This window comes from Gemmobacter denitrificans, from assembly GCF_036964905.1.
GTDB lineage: Bacteria > Pseudomonadota > Alphaproteobacteria > Rhodobacterales > Rhodobacteraceae > Gemmobacter > Gemmobacter denitrificans.
Genome location: NZ_JBALHR010000023.1, coordinates 1 through 22523, shown reverse-complemented (window position 1 = coordinate 22523; position 22523 = coordinate 1). Strand labels below are relative to the sequence as shown.

Here is a 22523-nt window from a genome sequence, read left to right as displayed (position 1 = left end):
AGCAGACCCTGGCTGCAGCCGCGGCCCGGGAAACGGCGCTGGCGGCGGATCTGGCGCAATACGAGGCCGAGCTTGCGACGCTGCGCGACGAACGCCATGTGCTGCGCAGCACGCTGGATCAGCGCAGCCACGAGATCGACCAGACCCGCGCCGCCCTGGCCGAGGCCGAGGCGGCACTGGATGCCGCCCGCGCGACCGCGCAGGCCCGCGAGGCCGAATTGCAGCAGGCGCTGGATCAGACCCGGGAAGAGGCCGGTGCCCGCGAGGCCCGGCTGGCTGAGCTGGACGCGGCCCGCAGGCAGGATGCGGCGGAACTGGCCGAGCGCAACCGGGCGCTGTCCAGCCAGCGCAAGCGGCTGGCCGAACTGGATGCCGAAGCCCAGGCCCAGGCCCGCGATCTGGCCGGGATGGCCCGGATGGTGATCGAAAAGGAAGAGGCACTGAAGCGGCGCAACGCGGCGGTGGCCAGCGAAGTACAGGCATTGAAACAGGAAATCGAGGCCCGTGCGCAGGAAATCGGGGCCTTGCGCACCGATCTCGAGGCGCGGGCCCGGGCATTGGCAGACAGCGAGGGGCGTGTTCAGGCCCTTCTGGGCAGCACGTCCTGGCGGGTCACCGGCCCGTTGCGGCAGCTGTCCCTGGTATTCAGACGGTAAGCGGTTTTCTCATACACTGGATGGCCGTTTCCCCCGGTATTGATAGGGGTGCGGCCCGGAAAGACGGGATTGAAAGACGATGAGCATTTCTGACGAGATCAAGGCCTCGGGCCTGTTTGACCGGGACTGGTACGAAAAGACCTATCGCGATGTCGGCATGTCGGGGATTCCGCCGCTGGCCCATTTCGTGCGCATCGGGATGAAGCTGCATCGCAACCCGGGGCCGAAATTCGATACGGCCTGGTATCTGCAGCAAACCCCCGAAGCGGCGAGCGGCGATCTGCCGCCGGTGATGCATTACCTGCGCTTCGGGCGTCAGGTGGGCAAGACGCCCCGCCCGCCATCCGGGGCAGAGGCCCAGGCCGCCGCAGAGGGCGGCCCCATCGCGGCAAAACCGGACCTGCACCCGGCGGCTTCGCAGGGGGGGCCGCAATTCCGGCTGGGGCGCGATGCCTTCATGCTGCGCGGGCTGCGTCCGCAGGCCGATATCGCCGTGGTGGTCAATGCCCCCGATACGGCAAGCTGGGCCGGGGCGCTGGATCTTCTGCCGGTGATCGGCCTGCCGCATGACCTGTTCCTGCTGGGGGCGGTCGAGGCGGAAACGAGCCCCTATGGCGCGCTGACCGTATCGGTCACCGAGGTGAGCGGCGGCGACGCGCCGGGCAATGCCCAGGCCTTCCTGCGGCTGGCCTCTTCGAATGTCTTTGACGATTACCGCGCCGTGCTCTGGCTGTCGCCCGGTGAAACGGCCGAGGCGGAGGCCGGTCCGAGCGCGATTGCGGCGCAGGCCCGGGCCTTCCTGGCCGATCCCGATCTGGGGATGCTGGGCGCGCGGCTGGAGGCGGCCGGGGATCCGCGCCTGCTGGCCGGGCTGAAGACGGCGCTGCCGCGTCTGGGTCTGGCCTTGCCCGAGGCCGGGGTGACCCTGCCGAAAGGTCCGGCGATCTGGATCAGGCCGCTGGTGCTGCGCGGTCTGGCCCCGGCGCTGCGCCCCGATGAGCTGACCCCGCCCGGCGCGGCCAAGGGCTTTCCGGGCCGCGATACGGTGCTGGGCCTGCTGGCCACGCTGGCGGCCCAGGCGGGGCTTGCGCTGCGCGATGCCACGCCGCAGCCCGCCGCACCGCCGCAGGTTCCGGCCCGGCCCCGCACCGTGAAGACCGTGGCCTTCTACCTGCCGCAATTCCACCCGATCCCGGAAAACGATCTGTGGTGGGGCAAGGGCTTTACCGAATGGTCCAATGTCACGCGGGCGCGCCAGTTGTTCCGGGGCCATTACCAGCCGCGCGTGCCCACCGAACTGGGCTATTACGACCTGCGGCTGGAGGAAACCCAGGTGGCGCAGGCCAGACTGGCCAGCGAATTCGGCATCCATGGCTTTTGCTATTACTACTACTGGTTTGACGGCAAGAAGCTGCTGAACCATCCGATCGAGCAGATGGCGAAATCGACCAGCATCGATACCGGCTTCTGCGTCTGCTGGGCCAATGAGAACTGGTCGCGCAACTGGGATGGCCAGAACCGCCATGTGCTGATGGAACAGACCTACAGCATGGAGAGCAATATCGCGCTGATCCGCGAATTGATCCCCATGATGAAGGACCCGCGCTGGATCCGCCATGACGGCAAGCCGGTGATGATGGTCTATCGCATCTCGATCATCCCCAACTGGCTGGAAACCGCCGAAGCCTGGCGCGAGGAATGCCGCAAGGCGGGCCTGGGCGAGATTCACCTTTGCGCGGTGCGCTTCGGTCTGGAAACCCTGCAGGGCGGGCCGCAGGATCATGGGCTGGACAGCTATGTGCTGTTCCCGCCGCATGAATCGGCACGCCTTGACCTGCGCGACAAGGTTCTGGACCTGCACAAGGATTTCGGCGGCCAGATCTTCGATTACAGCGCCGTGGTCGATGGCGATCTGGAGGTCTTTGACCAGGATTATGGCTGGCCGGTCCATCGCGGCGCCATGCTGGGCTGGGACAATACCGCCCGCCGCCTGACCGATGCGCGGGTGTTCCACGGGGCCACGCCCTATGGGTTCCGCCGCTGGGTGAAGGGCGTGCTGGAACAGGAACAGCGGCTGAACCCGCATGAGGAATCGCTGTTCTTCATCAATGCCTGGAACGAATGGGCCGAAGGCACCTATCTGGAACCCGATCAGCGGTGGGGGCGGAGCTATCTGAAGGCCTTCACCTCGGCGGTGGAGGCCTCGCCCGGCATCACCACCCCGGTGCTGCCGGCCGGGGTCGCGGCGCAGCCGCGCGGTGAAACCGCGCTGGAGGCCCTGGGCAATCCCGATGCCCGGGCGCTGGCCGCGCCGGTCTGGCACAAGGGCGCGCGCGCCCATAATCCCGATTGGCCGACGGTCCTGCTCTGTGCCCATATTTCGGGCCATCACCTGTTTGGCGGTGAACGCAGCCTGCTGGATGTGCTGGAGGGGCTGGCGCTTCTGCCGGTGAATGTGGTGATGACGCTGCCTTCGGGCAACAACATGGCCTATATCCGCGAGATCTGCGCCCGCGCCCTGGGGGTTTACGCCTTCCCCTATCCGCAATGGGTGAATGACCGCGCCGATCAGGCCTGGCTGACCAGCAGCTTTGCCGACATCATCGCCCGCCATGCGGTGGATGTGGTCCATGCCAATACGATCGTGCTGCTGGAACCGCTGGAAGCGGCGGCCCGGATGCAGCGGGTGCGGGTCATCCATTCGCGCGAACTCATCTCGCTGGACGATCCCCTGCGCGAGCGCATCGGGCTGGGCGTGGCCGAGATCCTGACCCGGGTCTATGACCGGTCCGACTGGGTGATCGGCAACAGCCGGGCCACCGAGGCGCTGTTCTCGCGCCCGGGCAAGACCCTTTATGTACCCAATGCCGTCACGGTCGAGGATTTCGATCTGGGCAACAAGTTCGGCAATGGCATCAAGTTCGGCATTGTCAGTTCGAATATCCCGAAAAAGGGCGTGGCCGATTTCGTCGAAGTGGCGCGGCGCTGCGCCGCCCGCTGCCCGCGGGCGAAATTCGTCATCGTCGGCCCGGTGAATGATCAGGTGAAGGCCTGGCAGGCCGAGGTGCAGGCGGGCAGCCGCCCCGACAATCTGATCATCGCAGGCTATGCCGACCATCCGCGCAAGGCGATGTCGGAGCTCAATGTGCTGTTGAACCTGTCGCATTTCGCCGAGAGCTTTGGCCGCACCGTGGCCGAAGGCATGGCGGCGCGGCGTCCGGTCATCGCCTATGACTGGGGGGCGCTGTCGGAACTGGTGCAGCATGGCCAGACCGGCCTTCTGGTGCCCTATCGCGATATCGACGGGGTCGTCGAGGCCGTCGCCCGCCTGTGCGAGGATGACAGCCTGATCGGCAAGATGGGCGAGGCCGGGCGCGAGTTTGTCAGCCGCCATTTCGCGCAGGCCAATCTGCAGGCCAATCTGGCCGAGGGCTATGCCCGCATCCTTGACCGGCCGATGGTGGGGCAGGGCGCAGGCGCCCCGGTTGCCGCCGCGCCGACGGCTGCGCGCCGCATCGGCCTGCCGCCCGCCCGCACCACGGTGATCGTGCCGGTCTACAATGCGCCCGACGAGGTGCGCGACTGCCTGACCTCGGTGCTGAAACATACCGATCTTGCGCGCGACCGGCTGCTGGTCATCGATGATGGCAGCCCCGATCCGGCCGTGGCGCCGATGCTGGCCGAATTCGAAGGCAGGCCCGGGGTCACGATCCTGAAGAACAGCCCCAATATCGGCTATACCAAGACCATCAACCGCGGCATCCGTGAAGCGGGCGAAGATGATGTCGTGCTGCTCAATTCCGATACCGTGGTGACGCCGCGCTGGCTGGAGGGGCTGCGCAGCGCCGCCTATTGTCGCCCCAAGGTCGGCACGGTGACCGCGATGAGCGACAATGCCGGGGCGTTTTCCTTCCCGACCTTCAACGAATACTGCCCGCGCCCGGCGCATCTGACGCATGAGGACTATGCGCTGCTGCTGACCCAGGCGACACGGGGCTGCGTGCCCCCCGAAGTGCCGACCGGATCGGGCTTCTGCTTCTATATCCGCCGGGCGATGATGGCGGAATGCGGGCTGTTCGACGAGGAAGGCTTTCCCCGCGGCTATGGCGAGGAGAATGACTTCTGCATGCGCGGCTTCAAGGCCGGCTGGGTGAACCTGATCTCGCCCTGGTCCTTTGTCTATCATGTCCGCACGGCCAGTTTCAAAGGCGAGAAGACCGCGCTGGTGAAGGCCGGGGTGGATGTGGTGACGAAACGCTATCCCGATTACGCGGCGCTGGTGAAGGCGGCTTTCGCGGGCCCCGAGATGGCAGCCTTGCGCGCGGCGGCAGGGCTGCTAGATCAATGAACAACACTGGAAATGGAAATTGTCCATGCTGATCACGTCGAGTACTGACCTTTCTAAACTTCAGGATACTCTGATTGGAGTCGCCCATTCGGAAGAATGCTCGATCTTTGGACAGGCGGGACTTGAGGAATTTCTCAGGAAACATTCTCTGGGAGAATTTTCGCCGATATACGGAAATTATATCCTGCTTCGGAAAGATGCCCAGGGTACCGATATCGAGACAGATCACTTTGGCTTGTCAAAGGTGTATTGCTACAAAGGTGTTTCATCCTGGGCAATTTCTGATTCCATTGCAAAACTGACCGATTTCGCCAAGATGAACGGGGAACGGCTTACGCCTTACCGGCCAGCTGCTTATGCCTTTCAGATGAAGACCGGCATAGGTCAGCAATTGTCTTCCTTCAGGACGGCTGTTGCCGAGATCACGCTGGTTCCACATTGGTTCAATCTGCGGGTGGATCAATCTGGACTGAGCCTTCATCGCAAGGCCCATCCGAATTGGTCCCCTGATCTGGATGCGTCAATTGATAGCGCGAAAAGATTTTTCGGATCGCTTGTGCGTTCATATCTCGACCGAGGTTTCAACCCCATCATTTTGCTCAGTGCAGGCCTTGACTCGCGCTGCACAGCAGCAGTTCTGAGCTCTTCACTGTCTTCGGACCAGTCGAGCAAGATTGAATCGGTTTCGATGAAGGGGGCCGCTTTTGCTGCGGAAAGAGAGCTGGCTGAACAACTTGCCAGCAAATTCAACTTCTCGCAAAGATCCGGCATTCCGATGGAACGGCGCCCCAGCTGGAGCGATTGGAGAGTTGCCTTTCTGGGGGCGTATTCGGTCTTTGATGTGTTTCCGCGGTTTTCCTTGCCGACTGTTCTGTTCGGGGGGAGCTGTGCGGAAAATGTCAAGCCTTTCTATGATTGGGGTGGCCAACTTGCCGGAATTCCGTTTCCCGATATTATTCCGGACGATATGAAGTCAGAAATTTATGGCGACATACAAAGCGCTCTTGACGAGTTTCAACGTGTTGAAACTGTTGCATTGACTCCTGAACAAAGACATTATCAGGCTTTTCGCAACAGATTTCATTTTGGCAAAGATGTCCGGGAAACGATCTTCAATTTCCCGCCTCTTGTGTATTCCATGCTGCATGCCAAGGATCAAGCGGCAGATCTTTCTGCATTTCATCGCATCATTTTCCAGTCCGCTTCGGAAGATGTCTTTGAACACCCCTTTGATTCCGTTGAAAAATCGTTCAACCGGAAAATTCCGGACGAATGGGTGTCAGGGCGTGGGCGCAAGATTGACACCGTGCAGAGAGAAATTTTCGTCGGGCAATATCCTGCGGCTCGGTTCGACAATCTTTCGGGAACAGAATCCCATATGGCCGAGGAACCCGCAAGGACGGTTGGCTTTCTGTCGCCGGATTTCTTTGTCGAATTTGATGCCGCCTTTGAATACGTGAAAAAGGAAGACCTTCTTGACGGTCGTGTGGTGCGGAACGCATTTACCCAGATCAATTGGCTCAAGCAGTCGCCACCGTATAATTTCCCCGGAATTTTACCTGACTTGATGGCTGTACTGTCTATCGGGATGGCGAATGCCAATCGATGAGATCTGTTCACTGATTGCGCCGGTTCCCGATCCGGTATCCGCCGCCACATCCACGGGGGGCGCGATCCATGGCGGCAGTCTGGACGAATGTACCGAGGTGAGCCTGTGCCCGAAACGCTAGACCCCACGAACCGGTGGACCGTGACGCGCGATTACCTGACGCCCGAGAGCGGCGGGGCAACGGTGTACTGGATGCCCCCCCCGGTGCCGGATGCGGCGGGGCGGCTGGTCTTTTCCGGCTGCATCAGGCCGGGGGGCAGGGTGCGCATCCGCCATGGTGGCGCTGTGCTGGTCGATCTGATGGCCTGCCCCGGATTTCAGGTGGCGGTGCCGCTGCGGCAGGGCAGCTACGAGATTCTGGCCGATCTGCCAGAAGACCGGCGGCTGGTCTGGGAGGTGCGCGATTCCGGCAGCGAGGCCTATATGAGGACCGGCATGACAGCCCCGCCGCAATCGGGCCCCGATGCGGTGGCCCCCGGCCAACCCTTTGCCCTGGCGGGGCGGATGGGGCAGCTTTTTCTGGGCGGCGACAGCAATGACAGCATCGGCCAGTTCACCGAAAGCCGCAGCCTGACCGAAGGCAATGCCGCGGGTTGGAGCAATACGTTCCGGCAATTTCCCGGCTGGCAGAAGATCCACGGTCTGGCGCGACTGTCGTTGCTGATCGCGCCGGCCAAGGAAGAGATCCTGCGCGAATACTATCCGCTCCCGCGTGGGGCGCGCACCATTCTGGATGATTTCGTCTCCCGGTTCCGCGATCCGGCGCCGATCCTGCCGAAATGGGAATTGTGGAACCGCCGCGATCTGGCCTGGTCGCGCACCGATACGCATTGGACCGATTACGGCGCCGCCGTCGCGGCTGCGGCGGTGCTGAAGGCCTGGGGCCTGCCATCGACCGGCCCGGATTCCGGCCTGCCGGAAACCTGGCGTCTGCGCCAGCGGATCGGCGATCTGGGCAGCAAGGTCCAGCCGCAGGTCTCCAGCCACGAGCTGACCTTCCTGCCCGAGGTTCCGGCGCGGCTGGTCTTTGACAATGGCGTGACCAATCAGGGTAATATCCGGCTGTACCGCCATCCGCAGGCCCCGCAGCCCGGGCGGCTGCTGATCTTTGGCGACAGTTTCGGCACCAATCTGGCCGAGGCCTTTTCCGGGGTCTTTGCCGAGGTGGCCTATGCCTATCAACCGGCGGGCTTCGATCCCGAACTGGTGGCGGCGATCCAGCCCGACCATGTGCTGTTGCAGATCACCCAGCGGTTCCTGCATGGCCAGCCCGCCACCGGAAAGCCGGTCTTCGCCAAGGCGCGCGACAAGATCGCCGCCCTGCCGCAGGACAAGCGCGTGGCCCTGCTGGCACGGCTGGCTGCCGCGCCTGCGGAATTCGCGCCGCTGACGGCCCCCCTGATCGCGCCGGTGCCCGATCTGGCCTCCGGCACCTGATCCATGTGGATCGTGATCCATGGCGGCACGCCGAAGACCGGCACCACTGCCTTGCAGCAGGCGCTGCACCGGGCCCGTGGGCCTCTGGCGCGGCAGGGCATCCTTTATCCCCGGACGGTGATTGGCGGGCCTGCGCATCATGCGCTGGTGGCCGGGGCCATGACGGCAGACCGGCTGCAGCGGCGCGGGTCGCTGCGCGGGGTGCTGGGCGGGGTGGAGCGCGGGCTGGCGGCGGCGGAAACCTTCTGGGAGACGCTCAGGGCCGATCTGCGGCGGCTGCGCCCCGAGGGGATCGTGCTGTCCAGCGAATATGCCTTTCGCGGCATGACGGACGCAGAGATCGCGCGGCTGCACCGGCAGTTGCTGGATCTGTCCGACGATCTGCGCCCGCTGGTCTATCTGCGCGAACCGCTGGGGTTCTTTGCCTCGGAATGTCTGCAGAATGTGAAGATGGGCCGCCCGCTGGCCAGCCCGTCCCAGCCCAGTCTGAAACAGGCCACCCAGCGGTGGCGGGCGGCCTTCGGGCGGCTGGAGATGCGCATCTTCGATCGCGCGACGCTGGGCGGCGGCGGGATCGTCAGCGATCTGCTGGGCCATGTGCTGGGGCGGCCCGATCTGCTGGCGCTGGTCGATCCGGTGATCGCCAATGAATCGCTTTCGGCCGAGGCGGCCCAGATCGTGCAAAGCTTCCGCAGCAGCCGCCATCCCGACAAGGCCGGGCAGAGCGAGCCGCAAACGGTGGCCCTGATCCGCGCCTTGCAGCAGATCGAGGCCGGGGCCGAACCCCGCCGCGCTGTGCTGCGCCCGGCGGTGCAGACGGCGATCCTGCAGCGGGCGGCGGAATTTCTCTGGCTGCGCGAGGGCGAGGGGCTGGTCTTTCCGGGGCTGGATTACAGCCGTATCGCCGCGCAGGCCCCGCAGGTGGCGGCGGCCCCCTTCGGTTCCCTGGTGCGGGAGATCTTCGAATTCGATCCCGCGCGGCAGGATCGGCTGCTGGCGCTCTTGCGGCGGGCAGAGCCGGAGCTGCCGGTCTAGCTGGCCGCCAGTCCTTGCAGCCGGTCAGTCGGCGCCGAACAGATCGCGGGTAAAGACCTTGTCCTGCACATCGGCCAGATCGGGGGTCATGCGATTGGCCAGGATCACGTCGCAATCCTGCTTGAACCGGGCCAGATCGCGTTCCACCGGAGAATGGAAGAAATGGCTGTCGGCCAGTTGCGGTTCATAGACCGTGACGGGGATGCCCTTGGCCTTCACCCGTTTCATGATGCCCTGGATCGAACTGTCGCGGAAATTGTCCGACCCTGCCTTCATCACCAGCCGGTACACCCCGATCCGGGCCGGGCGCAGGGCCAGGATGCGTTCGGCCAGGAAATCCTTGCGCGTCGCATTGGCCTCGACCACCGCGCGGATCAGGTTCTGCGGCACGGCATCGTAATTGGCCAGAAGCTGCTTGGTGTCCTTGGGCAGGCAATAGCCGCCATAGCCGAAGGAGGGGTTGTTGTAATGCGCGCCCACCCGCGGATCGAGGCTGACCCCGTCGATGATCTGGCGGCTGTCAAGACCATGGGCCAGGGCATAGCTGTCCAGTTCGTTGAAATAGGCGACCCGCAGCGCCAGAAAGGTATTGGCGAAGAGCTTGATCGCCTCGGCCTCGCGCGCGCCACACAGCAGGACCGGCACGTCGGCGGCCAGCGCGCCTTCGCGCAACAGATCGGCAAAGACCTGCGCCTCGGGCGTGGTGGCCCCCACGACGATGCGCGACGGATACAGGTTGTCATGCAGCGCGCGGCCCTCGCGCAGGAATTCCGGCGAGAACAGGATGCGGTCGGTGCCCAGCCGGGCATTCAGCGCCTCGGTAAAGCCGACGGGGATGGTGGATTTGATGACGATCGTGGCCCCCGGCGCATGGGTCAGCGCCTGCTGCGCCACCGCCTCGACCGAACTGGTGTCAAAGCGGTTGGTTGCCGGATCATAAGAGGTGGGGGTGGCGATCACCACGATCCCGGCCCCGGCCATCGCGGCGGCGGCATCGGTGGTGGCCGTCAGGTCCAGCGGTTTGTCGGCCAGGAAACGCTCGATCTCCGGGTCTTGGATCGGGCTCTGGCGGGCATTCAGACGGGCCACGCGGTCGGGGCTGACATCCAGGGCCCGCACGCTATGGCGCTGCGCCAGCAGCACTGCCATCGACAGACCGACATAACCGATCCCTGCCACCGCAATCTTCATCTGAAATCCCCGCAAACGCGTCTGATGCAATCCTGTCCTGTCTAGTGTTTCTGCTCTGCGGCGTAAAGTGGCGGGGCCCGGATTGCGCTGGCCGGACCCCCGCCTGTCAGATCCCGGAGCCTTCCTGGCTGAGACCCCGGCGCAGCGCCTCGCGGTTCAGGACGGTGATCCCCCCCTTCCACAGCCGGATCACCGAGGCCTCGCGCAATTCGCCCAGCTTGCGGTTCACCGTCTGGCGCGAACAGCCGATGATGGCGGCCAGCGTGGCCTGGTTCACCCGGATCTCGGGGCGGCGTTCGGTGGTCAGCTGATGCAGATGCATGCAGAGCCGCTGATCGACCGAACTGAACTGGCTGAGCGATTTGGACAGGTTGTCATGGTTCAGCCGCCGGTAATAAATGGCCGACAGGTTGCGCACGAAGACCGCCGATTGCAGATGCGCAAAGACCATGGGCGTGGGGCAGAGCAGCACCGCGGTTTCGGGCAGGGCGGTGCAGGTGGCGGCGCAGGGCTTGCCGGCGATCGCCTCCACATCGCCCAGCACCTCGCCCGGGCCTGCGACATTGACGATGCTCTGATTGCCGTCGGGGTCGCAGAAGCTCACCTCCACCAGACCCTGGGCCACCAGGAAGATGCCCGGCGACAATTCGCCCTGCGTGAGGATCTCGTGGCCCGGGGCGGGGCGGCGCAGGGCGCAGCCATCCAGATAGCCGCGTTTCTGGTCTTCGGACAGGTCGGTCAGCAGATCGGACCCCAGAAGATGGGGAAAGGCCTGAGAGTTCTTCAAGGCGCGCTCCCTGCCGGAAGGGCACGGGGCAGCGGGGTCTTGCGGCAGGCCTGCTGATCGGGATCGGCGCAGCAGGACAGCACATCGGCGACCGAGGCGCCATGGATGGCCTGCCAGCTTTCGGGCGTCAGCCCGGCCCCGGGCGGCATGGCATGCGACAGCGGCCAGGCCAGTGCGCGGGCATCGGCCCCCGGGGGCGGGCTGCGCCCGGTCATCAGCCGGGTCAGGTTGGAACAGGTTTCGGCCATGCCGATCCGGTGGCAGCCCAGACAGGTATTGTCGCGCAGATCGAAGGTTTCGGTCGGCCATTGGTCAAAGCCGAATTCGCCCCCGGCATGGAAATAGCGCCCGAAGGGGGCCACCGGCACCGCCTGCCAGACCTGCCCCACGAAGGGCGAATACATGAAGGGATCATTGTCATGGCAGGTGCCGCAGCCGGCGGCGGCGGTGGTTTCGGGGGCGTGCCAGAACCCGTCATCCACTGCCTCGGTGGGCGAGGGGACGGCCGCGCCCTCTACGGGGGCTTCGCGGCTGCCGGTGGCATGGAACCAGCAGGTCGCGCCGGTGGCGGGGTTGTGGGCGATCACGTCCAGCTCGTCGAATTGCAGGCTGTCGGGCGGGCGGATCACCTTCTGGCGGCACATGACCGACACCTGCATGCTGTCGGTGGACAGGTTGAGGATGCGCGACCCCGGCACGCATTGCCCATCCGATCCGGGGCCATTGTCCAGCAGGCCCGGCCGGTCGCAGGTCATCTGCGGCACCGGATCGGTGACGGGCTGGCCCTCGACGGTGACCGGTACCGGCACGCCATCGGCACAGGAAAAGGCGGGCAGCGGCCCGACCAGCGCCCGGCATTCGGCGGCATAGCGTTCGGAGGAGGATTGCGCAAAGACGGCGGGCGGCAGCAGAAGCGGCAGCACCAGAAGCGGCAGCAGGCGTCGGGTCATTGCACCACCCCCCGTTCGGCCAGCACCGCCAGCGCGGTTTCGCGCAGGGCGGCGACATAGCGCACATAGCCCGAACAGCGGCAGATGTGGTCGCCGATGGCGCGGGCGATGGCGGCATCAAGATCGGCGGGCGGCGGGGCGGTGGCCAGATCATCCAGGAAGATCTGCGCCGCCATCACGAAGCCCGGGGTGCAATAGCCGCATTGAAAGGCGAAATGGCGCAGGAAGGCCTCTTGCACCGGCAGCAGGCTGTCGCCCTGCGACAGGCCCTCGATCGTGGTGACGGCGCAGCCATCCAGCAGCGACAGCGGGGTGGAACAGGCGATGGTGGGGCTGGGCACCGGGCTGGGCGGCTTGGCCACGGCCACGGTGCAGGCCCGGCAGATGCCGATGCCGCAGCAGAATTTGGTGCCTGTCAGGTTCAGGTCTTCCTGCAGGAAATCGATCAGCCGGTCATCGCCGCGCGTGGCGTCGATCTCATGGCTCTGGCCGTTCACGGTGAAGCGGATGGTCATGTCGCAAGCCCTTCCAGAATTTTGGCCGGCGTGATCGGCAGCGATGTGAAGCGCCGTCCGACCGCATCGAAGATCGCGTTGGAAATCGCGGGGGCGATGGAACACATCACCGCCTCGGCAATGCCGCGCCCCGCCGCGCCATCGCCCGGTGTTTCGGGCAGCACGATCAGTTCCTGCGCCCGCGCGCCCGGCACATAGGCCGTGCCCTGCGGCACATCCGCCAGCCGCGCGACGTGATAGCGGTTGAGGTTCCAGTCCCCTGCCGCGGGGCCGGCCATGCCCGGCGGCATGTCCTCCAGCAGCGCGTAGGACAGCGCCATCGCCACCCCGCCCTGCGATTGGCCCGACACCAGTTCCGGCACATGCACCCGCCCGGCATTGAGGATGCTGAGCACGTTTTCCACCTGCACCCGGCCGGTGCTGCGGTCCACCGTCAGGCCCAGCACATTCAGGCAGGGGGCCCAGACATAGCGCGACCAGCGGCGGCTGGCCGGATCGGGGCCGGTGGTGGCGCTGCGCACCACGCGCTGCGGCGTGGTCTGGCCCGGGGCATAGAAGCTCAGCCCGTCCAGCGCCCGGCGCATCGTGCCGCCGGGGCTGGCGAAATCGGCGCTGGTCCAGCTGGACTGGAAATAGGCATGGCCAAGCGCACCGGAGGGCAGGCCCTGCTGATAGATCATCCCGGCCAGCACCGGCAGCGGCAGCGGGCGCAGGCCCGGGGCCATCAGCGCGCCCTCTTGCCAGAAGGTCTGCGCGGGGCTGAGGGTGGGGGCATCCCACAGCACCCGCGCCGCCGCCATCACGCTGCCTTCGAACAGCGCGCGGGCGGTTTCCTGAACGGTGTGAACCTGATGCAGCCCGGTCAGGCAGGCCGAGGAGGACCCGACCGATTTCGCCGTCCAGTCCGGGTTCTGCCAGCCCTGGCCGGTGGTGTCGGTGGTGGTCAGCCCGGTCTGCGGCCAGAGGTCATAGCAGGCCATCTCCACCGTTTCGGCATTGGCCCCCAGGATCGGCCCCACCACCACACCCAGCGTGGTGGCCGAGCCGTTGCCCATGTCCACCGCATCCGAACGCACCTGAAGGCGGCCATCGGGCAGCAGATGCACCGCCGCCACCATCCCGTCGCCCGACGTGCCATAGGCCTGCAAGGACAGGGCCAGACCCGTGCCATAGCTTTGCCCGCGCGCGGCGTGATCGGCCTTGATCGCGGCGCGGTCACGCCAGAGCGGATGGGTTTCGGCCAGATCGAGCATGTCGCCCAGCCGCAATTCCTGCGCGATGGGGCCGCCGGCCACGGTGGTCGAGGTGGCATCCGCGAGATTGGCGCGGCGCAGTGCCAGCGGGTCCCAGCCCTGGCTGGCGGCGATATCGTCCAGCGCGGTTTCGATGGCGAAATAGGCCTGCGGCCCGCCAAAGCCGCGCTGCGAGCCGGCGCTGACATTCTGGGTATGAAGGGCATGGGCGAAGATGTCGGCCATCGGCACCCGATAGGCCCCGCCCGAACACAGCGCCGCCAGACCGGCGACATAGGGGCTCAGGTTCTTGCGCCCGCCGCCGTCAAAGCGCATCCGCATCCGCACCGACTGGATCGTCATGTCGGGGGCAACGCTGACCGTGCCGGCGATTTCGGTCGCGTGGCGCTTCAGCCCGGTGCGGAACTGTTCGAACCGGTCGAATTCCAGCCGGATCGGCGCGCCATCCGTAAAGGCGGCGGCCAGGGCCAGCAGATAGGTGAAGGGCGAGGAATCCCGCCCGCCAAAGCCGCCGCCCGGCCAGCAGGCAGTCAGGTTCACCGCCGCGATCCTGACCGGCGCATCGGGCGTGCCATACATGCCCGCCACATCGGCAATGTCGCCATCGGGCGATTGGGTGCCCAGCACGAGGTTCAGTGTCTGGCTGCCACCATCCAGCCAGGCCAGGCCGGTTTCGGGTTCCATGAACATCGGGTCCATCGCCTGCATGCTGCTGGCCACGGGCCGGGTGATCCATTCGGGATGGCCGGCCAGCGTGTCGTCGATGCGCGCCTGCCAGAGCGGCACATCCTGCATGTAGGTGGCGGGATTGGCGGTGGCATAGCTGAAGCCCGCGTCATCGCGATCATATTTCACATAGGTGGTTTCCGGCGGAAACACCGATCCCATGCCGGGGGAGGGCGCGGCGTCCAGACCGTAGATCTGCACCAGATCGTCGCGGAACTGCAGGGCGGCACGGGCGGCGCGGAAGCAGCGGGCCGAGGAAAACAGCAAGAGTGCCACGGCCTGACCCAGGAAATCGGGCACGGCGCCGGGTTTCACGATCAGGTCGAATTCCAGCCCCGGCGGCAGGTCGAAACTGCCCGGCGCGGCGCTTTCCAGCTGTTCGGCCAGCCGTTCCTCGACATGCAGGTCGCGCCGTCCGGCCACGGGGGGGGCGGCAAAGGTGCCCGACAGCTGATCCCCCAGCACCACCCGGACGGGCTGCGCCCCGGCAGGCAGGATCGACAGGTCCAGCCCCTGGAAGGCATGGCCGGTGGTGGTGGCATAAAGATAGAGCCCATACCATTCCGCCGCAGGCCAGCCCGGCATGTCACGGGCGCGGAAATCGCGGGCAAAGACCTTCTGCCCGGTCACCTTGGCGCGGCCCTCGATCCGCTGGGTCGCGATCCCCGGCCGGGCGGTGGGCGCAGGGGGGGCCAGTTGTGACGCCACCTGGGATGCGGCGTCGCGGGGCAGGCCGGTCACCGCAAGCGTCATCGCCCCGATGGCGGTCTGCAGCACGCGGCGGCGGGTGGGCCGCAGCAGGGGGCGCCCCTTCGGATCAGGGATCGGGAAAGTCGGCAGCTCTGGCGTCAGAGGGTCTGGCATCGGCAGAATTCCAGCTGGGCCGCCCCCCTTGTGCATCATGTGCAAGGCAGGCGGTGCCCGGCCCCGAAACGGGGCGCGGGCGCGACGGGAACGGGGTGGGGAACAGGCACCGGAACAACGCTCTATGTGAGACAGAAGAACCAGACAATCAACCTCCGAGTGTCGTCTTGGCGACACTTGGCGACAGATTGGAGGTTAACGTCTGGGTCGTGACGTGCCGAGTGCTTCGCCGCAGGGCCCTTCTTCATGGTGAATCGAAGAGCCGTGCTTTCTCGTGTTTTCAAGAGGATATGCAGATGACCCGCACACTTGCAACGGCGGCGGCCGGGGCACTATTGGCCCTTGGCATCGGCAGCGCCACCCCGGCCCTGTCGCAAGACTATTACATGGGCGAGATCATGGTGGTCTCTTTCACCTTCTGCCCGAAATATACCATGGAGGCGAATGGCGCCATTCTGCCGATCGCGCAGAACACCGCGCTGTTCTCGCTTCTGGGCACCACCTATGGCGGCAATGGCACCACCACCTTCGCCCTGCCCGACCTGCGTGGCCGGTCGCCCATCGGTCAGGGCACAGGCCCGGGGCTGACCCCGGTCGTGCTGGGCCAGATGGGCGGTTCCGAAACGGTGACGCTGAACCAGACCCAGCTGCCCGCCCATACCCATCCGGTGACCTCCAGCCTGGTGGCCAGCGAAAGCGCCGCCACCTCGGGCGAACCCGAACCCGGTTCGGTGCTGTCGGCGGCACAGGTCTATGGTCCGGCCCCGGGCAGCGTGCCGCTGGGCGGGCTGAATGTCACGGTGGGCCCGGCGGGCAACAACCAGCCGGTGTCGATCCGCGACCCCTATCTGGCGATCCGCTACTGCATCGTGTCGAGCGGCATCTATCCGCCGCGGCCGTAAGGGGAAACCGGACATGACGCTTTCCCCCCTTTTCCCGCTGCGCGGGGCCGCGCTTGGGCTGGCTCTGGGTCTTGCGGCCCTGCCTGCCGCCACCCCGGCGCAGGCCGATGGCTATATGCCCTATATCGGCGAGCTGTGGATCTATGCCAACAGCTTCTGCCCGCCCGGCTGGGCGCCGGCCTCGGGTCAGCTTACCGCGATTTCCGGCAATGAGGCGCTGTTCTCGCTGATCGGCACCACCTATGGCGGTGATGGCATCTCCACCTTTGCCCTGCCCAATATGAATGGTCGTTCGGCCATTGGTCAGGGCCAGGGCCCGGGGCTGAGCATGATCGTCCAGGGCCAGGCTGCCGGTGCGCAAACGGTGACGCTGACCCAGACCCAGATGCCGGCCCATACCCATGCGGCCATGGCCACCCTGGGGGCCAGCGAGAATGCTGCCACCACGGCCGAGCCTGAACCCGGTTCGGTGCTGTCGGCGGCGCAGCTCTACGGGCCTGCGCCGGGCACTGTTGCCCTGGGCGGGCTGAATGTCTCGCTCGGGGCGGCGGGCGGCAACCAGCCGGTGCCGATCGCCGATCCGTCGCTGGGCCTGATGTGGTGCATCGCCACGGAAGGCATCTATCCGCAGCACCCCTGATCCGTCTTTCCCGCCCGGGATCCTGTCCGGGCGGGCCCATTTCATTCCAGAGCGATTATCCGCTGTCAGAGGACCAGATCATGACCCTTCTCAACCGTGGCGATGTGGCCGTTGTCGGCTATGATGTGGCCAACGATGCCTTTTCCATCGTCATCATGGCCGACATGAACACCGCCGATGCGCTGTATATCAGCGAAAGGTCGGTCGATCCGGCAACGGGCAATTTCTTCAGCCCCGATCCCAACGAAGGCACGATCGCCTGGACGCCCCCTTCGAATATTTCTGCCGGGGCAATTGTCACCTTTTCCGAAACCTCGACCAATGGCCTGTTCAATGTCTATGTGAACGGGGTTTCTGCAGGTACGGCGGTGTCGCAGCGTGCCGATGGCACGCAAACCTGGAACCACACGCTGGCCGGGGATCAGATTTTCATCTATCAGGGCGATCCGGGCCAGACCAATTCGACCACCGAACCCAACTGGCTGTTCGGTTTCAATGTGGATCCCGCGACCCTGGCCACCGATCCCGAAGGCGACTGGGATACCGGCCATACCGTTTCGGGGTTCGATTCCTACCTGCCCGAGGAATTGCGGACCGACAATTACGCCTATGCATTCTATGACGCCGATGTCGCCGCCGATGTGGATATCGCGGGGTACTATTCCGGCCCGACCTCTGCCGCCACGGCAGCCCAATGGCGCGCGCGCTTTGCCGATGCGGCGAACTGGACCTTCTCGTCGGGGGTCAATTTCACCCCGGGGAGCAATCCCTTCTCCAATACCCCGATCATCGTGAACGCGGCCAATCAGGCCCCCAATGTCGCCATCAATGCCGGCAGCAGCCTGTCGGAAGGCGGGCTGGATGTGGTGGCCAATGGCGAGCTGACCACGACCGATGCCGAAAGTGGGGCCGGGTCGCTGACCTATACCGTCACCGATGCGGTGGATAATGGCACGCTCTGGGTCGATGCCGATGGCAGCGGCACGATCAACGGATCCGAAGCGGCACTCGGGGTGAACGGCAGCTTCACCCAGGCGCAGATCAATTCAGGCCTGCTGAAATATCAGCACAATGGCAGCGAGACCACCGGCGACAGTTTCACCTTCTCGGTCAGCGACGGCACCAATACGGTTACCGGGCAGACATTCTCCTTCACGGTCGCGCCGGTGAACGATGCCCCCACCCTGGGCAATCTGAACGGCGATACCAGGATCTGGTCCGAGGCGACGGGCGGCAATACCGGCATCGACCAGGGGTCGGATGCCACGCTTGTCGATCCCGATTCCGCCAATCTGAACGGCGGCACGATCACCGTGGCCATCACCGGCGGATCGCTGGCCGAGGACCGGCTTTCGGTCGGTGCGGTCGGGCTGGTGAACAGCAGCGGCGGCACGATCACCCATAATGGCACGGTCATCGGGACTGTCAGCGGCGGCGATGGCGCGACGCTGGTCATCACCTTCACCTCGGCCCTGGTCACCCCGGCCATGGCGCAGGATGTGCTGCGGGCCATTCTTTATACCAATACCAGCGGCGACAATCCGACAGCGGGGGTGCGCAACCTGACGGTCACCGTGACCGATGGCGATGGCGGCACATCGAATGTTGCCGGCGTGGCGATCACCGTCACGGCGGAAAACGACGCGCCCTCTGCCACCAGCCTGCCCACCGATGTGACGGTGACCGAGGATACGGCCTCGAACCTCGACCTGTCAGCCGTCACGATCAGCGACCCCGACAGCGCCAGCATCACCGTGACGCTGGCCGCCGGGGCGGGCACGCTGGCCGCCAGTTCGGGCGGCAGTGTCACCGTGGGCGGATCGGGGACCGGCACGCTGACCCTGACCGGCAGCGCGGCCAATATCGATGCCTTCCTGAACACCGCCAGCAATGTCACCTATACCGGGGCCAGCAATGCCAGTGGCGACAATGCCACCACCCTGAGCGTCAGCGCCAATGACGGATCGGGTTCGGTCAGCCTGGGTACGGTGAATATCGACATTACCGGGGTGAATGATCAGCCCTCTGCCAGCGGCCTGCCCACCGATGTGACGGTGACCGAGGATGCCGCCTCGAACCTCGACCTGTCGGCCGTCACGATCAGCGACCCCGACAGCGCCAGCATCACCGTGACGCTGGCCGCCGGGGCGGGCACGCTGGCCGCCAGTTCGGGCGGCAGTGTCACCGTGGGCGGATCGGGGACCGGCACGCTGACCCTGACCGGCAGCGCGGCCAATATCGATGCCTTCCTGAACACCGCCAGCAATGTCACCTATACCGGGGCTAGCAATGCCAATGGCAACAATGCCACCACCCTGAGCATCAGCGCCGATGACGGAACCGGTTCGGTCAATCTGGGTACAGTGAATATCGACATCACCCCGGTGGCCGATGCCCCTGCGCCGCAACCCGATGACTTTGCCCTGAACGAAACCGCGACGGTGGTGAATGGCGATCTCTTTGCCGACAATGGCAGCGGGGCGGATGTCAATGTGGACGCACCGCGCAGCATCACGGCGGTGAATGGTCTGGCGGGCAATGTCGGGTCGCAGATCACCCTTGCCAGCGGCGCCCTGCTGACGGTGCGGGCGGATGGCACTTTCGACTATGATCCCGACGGGGCGTTCGAAGACCTGCCTCTGGGGGTGACGCGCGATGACAGCTTCACCTATCAGCTGAACGGCGGCGGAAGCGTGACAGTGACGCTGACCATCACCGGCGTGGACAACCGTGATGTGCTGACCGGCACGTCGGGGAATGATGATCTCTCCGCCGGGGCACAGGATGACACGCTGTCCGGCGACGCAGGGGATGACACGCTTTCTGGTGAGGGCGGAAACGACAGCCTTTATGGCGGGTCGGGCCATGATGTGCTGTCGGGCGGATCGGGGGATGACCGGCTTGAGGGTGGCGAAGGGGATGATCTTCACATCGTTGACAGCTACGGCGATCTGGTCTTCGAAGCCGCGGGCGAAGGCACCGACCGTGTGCAGGTGGCGCTGCGGGCCTGGTCGATCTTTTCGACGCTGCAGGTCGAGGAGTTGGAAGGCACCAATGATGCGGGCCAGACCCTGACCGGCAATACCCGGGCCAATCGCATCATCGGTGCCAACGGGAATGACTGGCTGGTGGGTTCGGGGGGCAGCGACACGCTGGAGGGCAATGGCGGCCATGACACGCTGGATGGCGGGTCGGGGGCCAACAGCCTGGCGGGCGGGCAGGGCGATGATGTCTATATCGTCAGCAGTGCCAGCGACATCGTCACCGAACTGGCGGATCAGGGCACCGATGAGATCCGCACCGCACGGGCCACCTTCAGCCTTGCCGGTATCGACCATGTGGAGAACCTGATCTCCACCACCGCGGGCCCGGTCAACCTGACGGGCAATGCCCTGGCCAACCTGATCCAGGGCAATGCGGCCGGGCGCGACACGCTGACCGGCGGCGATGGCAATGACACGCTGCGCGGTCTGGGCGGCAATGACAGCCTGTCGGGCGGGGCTGCATCGGATCACCTGATCGGCGGGCTGGGCCAGGACACGATGGCCGGCGGAACCGGCGATGATCACTATGTGGTCGAATCCTATGGCGATGTGGTGACCGAGGCCATGGATGAGGGCAGCGATACGATCGAGACGGGGCTGACGGCCTATTCGATCTTCGGTCTGGCCCATGTCGAGAACCTGACCGGAACCAATGCCGCCGGCCAGACCCTGACCGGCAATGTCCATGCCAATATCCTCATCGGTGCGGGCGGGCAGGATCGTCTGATCGGTTCGGGCGGGGATGACACGCTGGAGGGCAATGGCGGCAATGACACGCTGGAAGGCGGGTCGGGGTCCAACAGCCTGACCGGGGGAGAGGGCGATGACACCTATATCCTCAGCAGTGCGGGCGATGTGGTGATCGAACTCAGCGACGGCGGCACCGATACGGTACAGACCGCGCTTGGCAGCTACAGCCTGGCCCTGGCCAGCTTTGTGGAGCGGCTGGAAGGTATCGGGGGCCACCAGACCCTGACCGGCAATACACTGGACAATACGATCATCGCCGGTGCCGGATCGGACACGCTGTTGGGGGCCAATGGCCATGACACGCTGCAGGGCGGAGGGGGACAGGACAGCCTGTCGGGCGGCTTTGGCGACGACCATCTGGATGGCGGGGCCAATGCCGATACGCTGACCGGCGGCGGCGGGGCGGATGTGTTCATCTTCTCCTCCACGCCCATGGCAGGCGGCAGTTTCGATACGATCACCGACATGGTGACGGGCGAAGATGCGATCCATCTGGAAGCCGCAAGCTTTGCAGATCTGGTGGCCGGCGCGCTCGGGGCTGATCAGTTCATCGCCAATGCCACCGGCGAGGCCGATACGGCGGATCAGCGCATCCTCTACAACAGTGTGAACGGGCGGCTTTACTTCGATGCGGATGGCAATGGGGCGGGGGGCCGGATCCTGTTCGCGCAGCTTGATCCCGGTCTGGCCCTGGGCAGCACCGATTTCACCATCATCTGACCGCGTTCCGGCAAGGCTGGCGGGGGGTATTGCCCCTCACCAGCCGGTTTGCCGCCAGGCAAGGGCGCTGGTTTCACAGCCGCATGATGGAAAGGCCGTCAAGCACGACGTATCTTGGTCGGCCCGCGCGATCAAGACTTACTCTTAATGCCCAATCCCCGGTAATTACATTCGCCAATGCGCTTATCAGTCCGGGTGCCAGCAGGGAACCATTCTCCCACCTCCAGCTCGCTCTTAAAAGGAGACCACCCTCTATATGGGGATGGAAGCGGGCTTCACCAAACCCAAGCTCGACAATTCTCTTTTCGATCAACTCTGGCGTATCAAGGCGCGAAATCTCGTAAAACAGGCACACTTCCTTCGCCACAACAATTGGCAGGAGCTGGAGGTCAGACATCGTCAGATGCGATGCGCCATCATCCGGATCGGATGCCGTACAGGCCGACAAGTTGGGATATGCTGCTAAAGCAGGGGCGTATTTTCGATAGTGATGTGAGGAGCCTTCGCTCCTGTAGCTCGAGAGCGGCTTGCCGTATAAAAGAAACACATCTTTCTCGGAGGAAGGTGCTGTTTCCGCCGCGCCCGGCGATGCAAGGCTTGCGGCGCTGATGGCGGCGACAAGCAAAAGCGCTGTGACAGGGGGCTTCAGCTTGCGATACATTTTCACATCCCTGTTCTGCCAAACCCAGGGCGAGATTCCTCAGGTGGCGTGCCATCTGTCACCAAAATCGCCGGAACCCTGCCGTGGAACAAGCATTTTCAGCCCTGAGTTGTGTGATCTTGCGAAGCGCCCGAAACTCGGGCGGATCGGTTTGTGACCTTGCAGAAATAGCGCTGCTAATGAAGATTATGTAATAAAATGACAGCATTTCAACGCTATTGAATCGACAAAGCAACCGTCAAGCAGTCCCACTACGACAGCCACGATCAGCTGCGAGCACATCTCGCGGACTTCATGGCAGCCTATAACTTCGCACGCCGGCTCAAGGACCCTCGGCGGCCTCACACCCTACGAAAACTGAGCTACTCCCCGAAAATCGGACAGTGACGGAAGCTACGATCTGAAGTCTGCTGATCTCCAAGCACGAGGAGATCA

At 64.9% G+C, this 22523-nt stretch carries 14 protein-coding genes and 2 pseudogenes; 10 read left to right on the top strand and 6 right to left on the bottom strand.

Translation table 11 applies throughout. The features are described from left to right. The 6 genes and pseudogenes from V6590_RS19720 to V6590_RS19695 form a co-directional block, all read left to right on the top strand. Positions 1-656 (top strand): annotated as a pseudogene (locus tag V6590_RS19720) (hypothetical protein); the annotation flags it as partial. 79 nt (positions 657-735) lie between these two features. Then, entirely contained in the window at positions 736-5004 is a 4269-nt protein-coding gene (locus V6590_RS19715; RefSeq protein WP_335425428.1) for a glycoside hydrolase family 99-like domain-containing protein, read from the top strand. A 25-nt stretch (positions 5005-5029) separates the two neighbouring features. Then, positions 5030-6613, top strand: a complete 1584-nt coding sequence (locus V6590_RS19710) for a hypothetical protein (RefSeq protein ID WP_335425427.1) — start codon at positions 5030-5032, stop codon at positions 6611-6613. Beyond that, positions 6600-6734 (top strand): hypothetical protein, encoded by a 135-nt coding sequence (locus tag V6590_RS19705; protein ID WP_335425426.1) that lies wholly within the window; start codon positions 6600-6602, stop codon positions 6732-6734. The genes V6590_RS19710 and V6590_RS19705 overlap by 14 nt, the downstream gene beginning before the upstream one ends. A gap of 20 nt (positions 6735-6754) precedes the next feature. After that, entirely contained in the window at positions 6755-8050 is a 1296-nt protein-coding gene (locus V6590_RS19700) for an alginate O-acetyltransferase AlgX-related protein (protein WP_335425425.1), read from the top strand. A 3-nt stretch (positions 8051-8053) separates the two neighbouring features. Further along, on the top strand, positions 8054-9085 hold the full coding sequence (locus V6590_RS19695) for a hypothetical protein (RefSeq protein ID WP_335425424.1): 1032 nt from the start codon (positions 8054-8056) through the stop codon (positions 9083-9085). A 24-nt stretch (positions 9086-9109) separates the two neighbouring features. Here the strand turns inward: V6590_RS19695 and V6590_RS19690 are convergent, their stop codons facing one another. The 5 genes from V6590_RS19690 to V6590_RS19670 all read right to left on the bottom strand — a co-directional run bounded on the left by V6590_RS19690 (position 9110) and on the right by V6590_RS19670 (position 15371). Continuing rightward, positions 9110-10276 (bottom strand): nucleotide sugar dehydrogenase, encoded by a 1167-nt coding sequence (locus V6590_RS19690; RefSeq protein WP_335425423.1) that lies wholly within the window; start codon positions 10274-10276, stop codon positions 9110-9112. A 106-nt stretch (positions 10277-10382) separates the two neighbouring features. Beyond that, positions 10383-11063, bottom strand: coding sequence for a Crp/Fnr family transcriptional regulator (locus V6590_RS19685; RefSeq protein WP_335425422.1), 681 nt, complete (start codon positions 11061-11063; stop codon positions 10383-10385). After that, positions 11060-12013 (bottom strand): hypothetical protein, encoded by a 954-nt coding sequence (locus V6590_RS19680; protein ID WP_335425421.1) that lies wholly within the window; start codon positions 12011-12013, stop codon positions 11060-11062. Before V6590_RS19680 ends, V6590_RS19685 begins: the two co-directional genes overlap by 4 nt. Continuing rightward, entirely contained in the window at positions 12010-12528 is a 519-nt protein-coding gene (locus tag V6590_RS19675; RefSeq protein WP_335425420.1) for a (2Fe-2S)-binding protein, read from the bottom strand. The genes V6590_RS19680 and V6590_RS19675 overlap by 4 nt, the downstream gene beginning before the upstream one ends. Then, positions 12525-15371, bottom strand: a complete 2847-nt coding sequence (locus V6590_RS19670; RefSeq protein WP_335425419.1) for a xanthine dehydrogenase family protein molybdopterin-binding subunit — start codon at positions 15369-15371, stop codon at positions 12525-12527. Before V6590_RS19670 ends, V6590_RS19675 begins: the two co-directional genes overlap by 4 nt. 296 nt (positions 15372-15667) lie before the next feature. Here V6590_RS19670 and V6590_RS19665 point away from each other — a divergent pair, with 296 nt between their 5' ends. From V6590_RS19665 to V6590_RS19655, 3 genes are all read left to right on the top strand, one after another. Beyond that, on the top strand, positions 15668-16273 hold the full coding sequence (locus V6590_RS19665; RefSeq protein ID WP_335425418.1) for a phage tail protein: 606 nt from the start codon (positions 15668-15670) through the stop codon (positions 16271-16273). Between the two features lie 13 nt (positions 16274-16286). Further along, positions 16287-16913: a phage tail protein gene (locus tag V6590_RS19660; RefSeq protein ID WP_335425417.1), complete on the top strand. Its 627-nt coding sequence runs from the start codon at positions 16287-16289 to the stop codon at positions 16911-16913. A gap of 80 nt (positions 16914-16993) precedes the next feature. Further along, complete coding sequence (locus V6590_RS19655) at positions 16994-21427, top strand: beta strand repeat-containing protein (RefSeq protein ID WP_335425416.1); 4434 nt, start codon at positions 16994-16996, stop codon at positions 21425-21427. Positions 21428-21500: 73 nt separating this feature from the next. On the opposite strand, the gene V6590_RS19650 is transcribed toward V6590_RS19655, so the two are convergent. Next, positions 21501-22088 carry a hypothetical protein gene (locus tag V6590_RS19650; RefSeq protein WP_335425415.1) on the bottom strand — a complete coding sequence of 196 codons (588 nt, stop codon included), beginning with the start codon at positions 22086-22088 and terminating at the stop codon, positions 21501-21503. Positions 22089-22310: 222 nt separating this feature from the next. On the opposite strand from V6590_RS19650, the pseudogene V6590_RS19645 reads away from it, so the two are divergent. Beyond that, positions 22311-22443 (top strand): annotated as a pseudogene (locus tag V6590_RS19645) (IS3 family transposase); the annotation flags it as partial. Between the last annotated feature and the right edge of the window lie 80 nt (positions 22444-22523).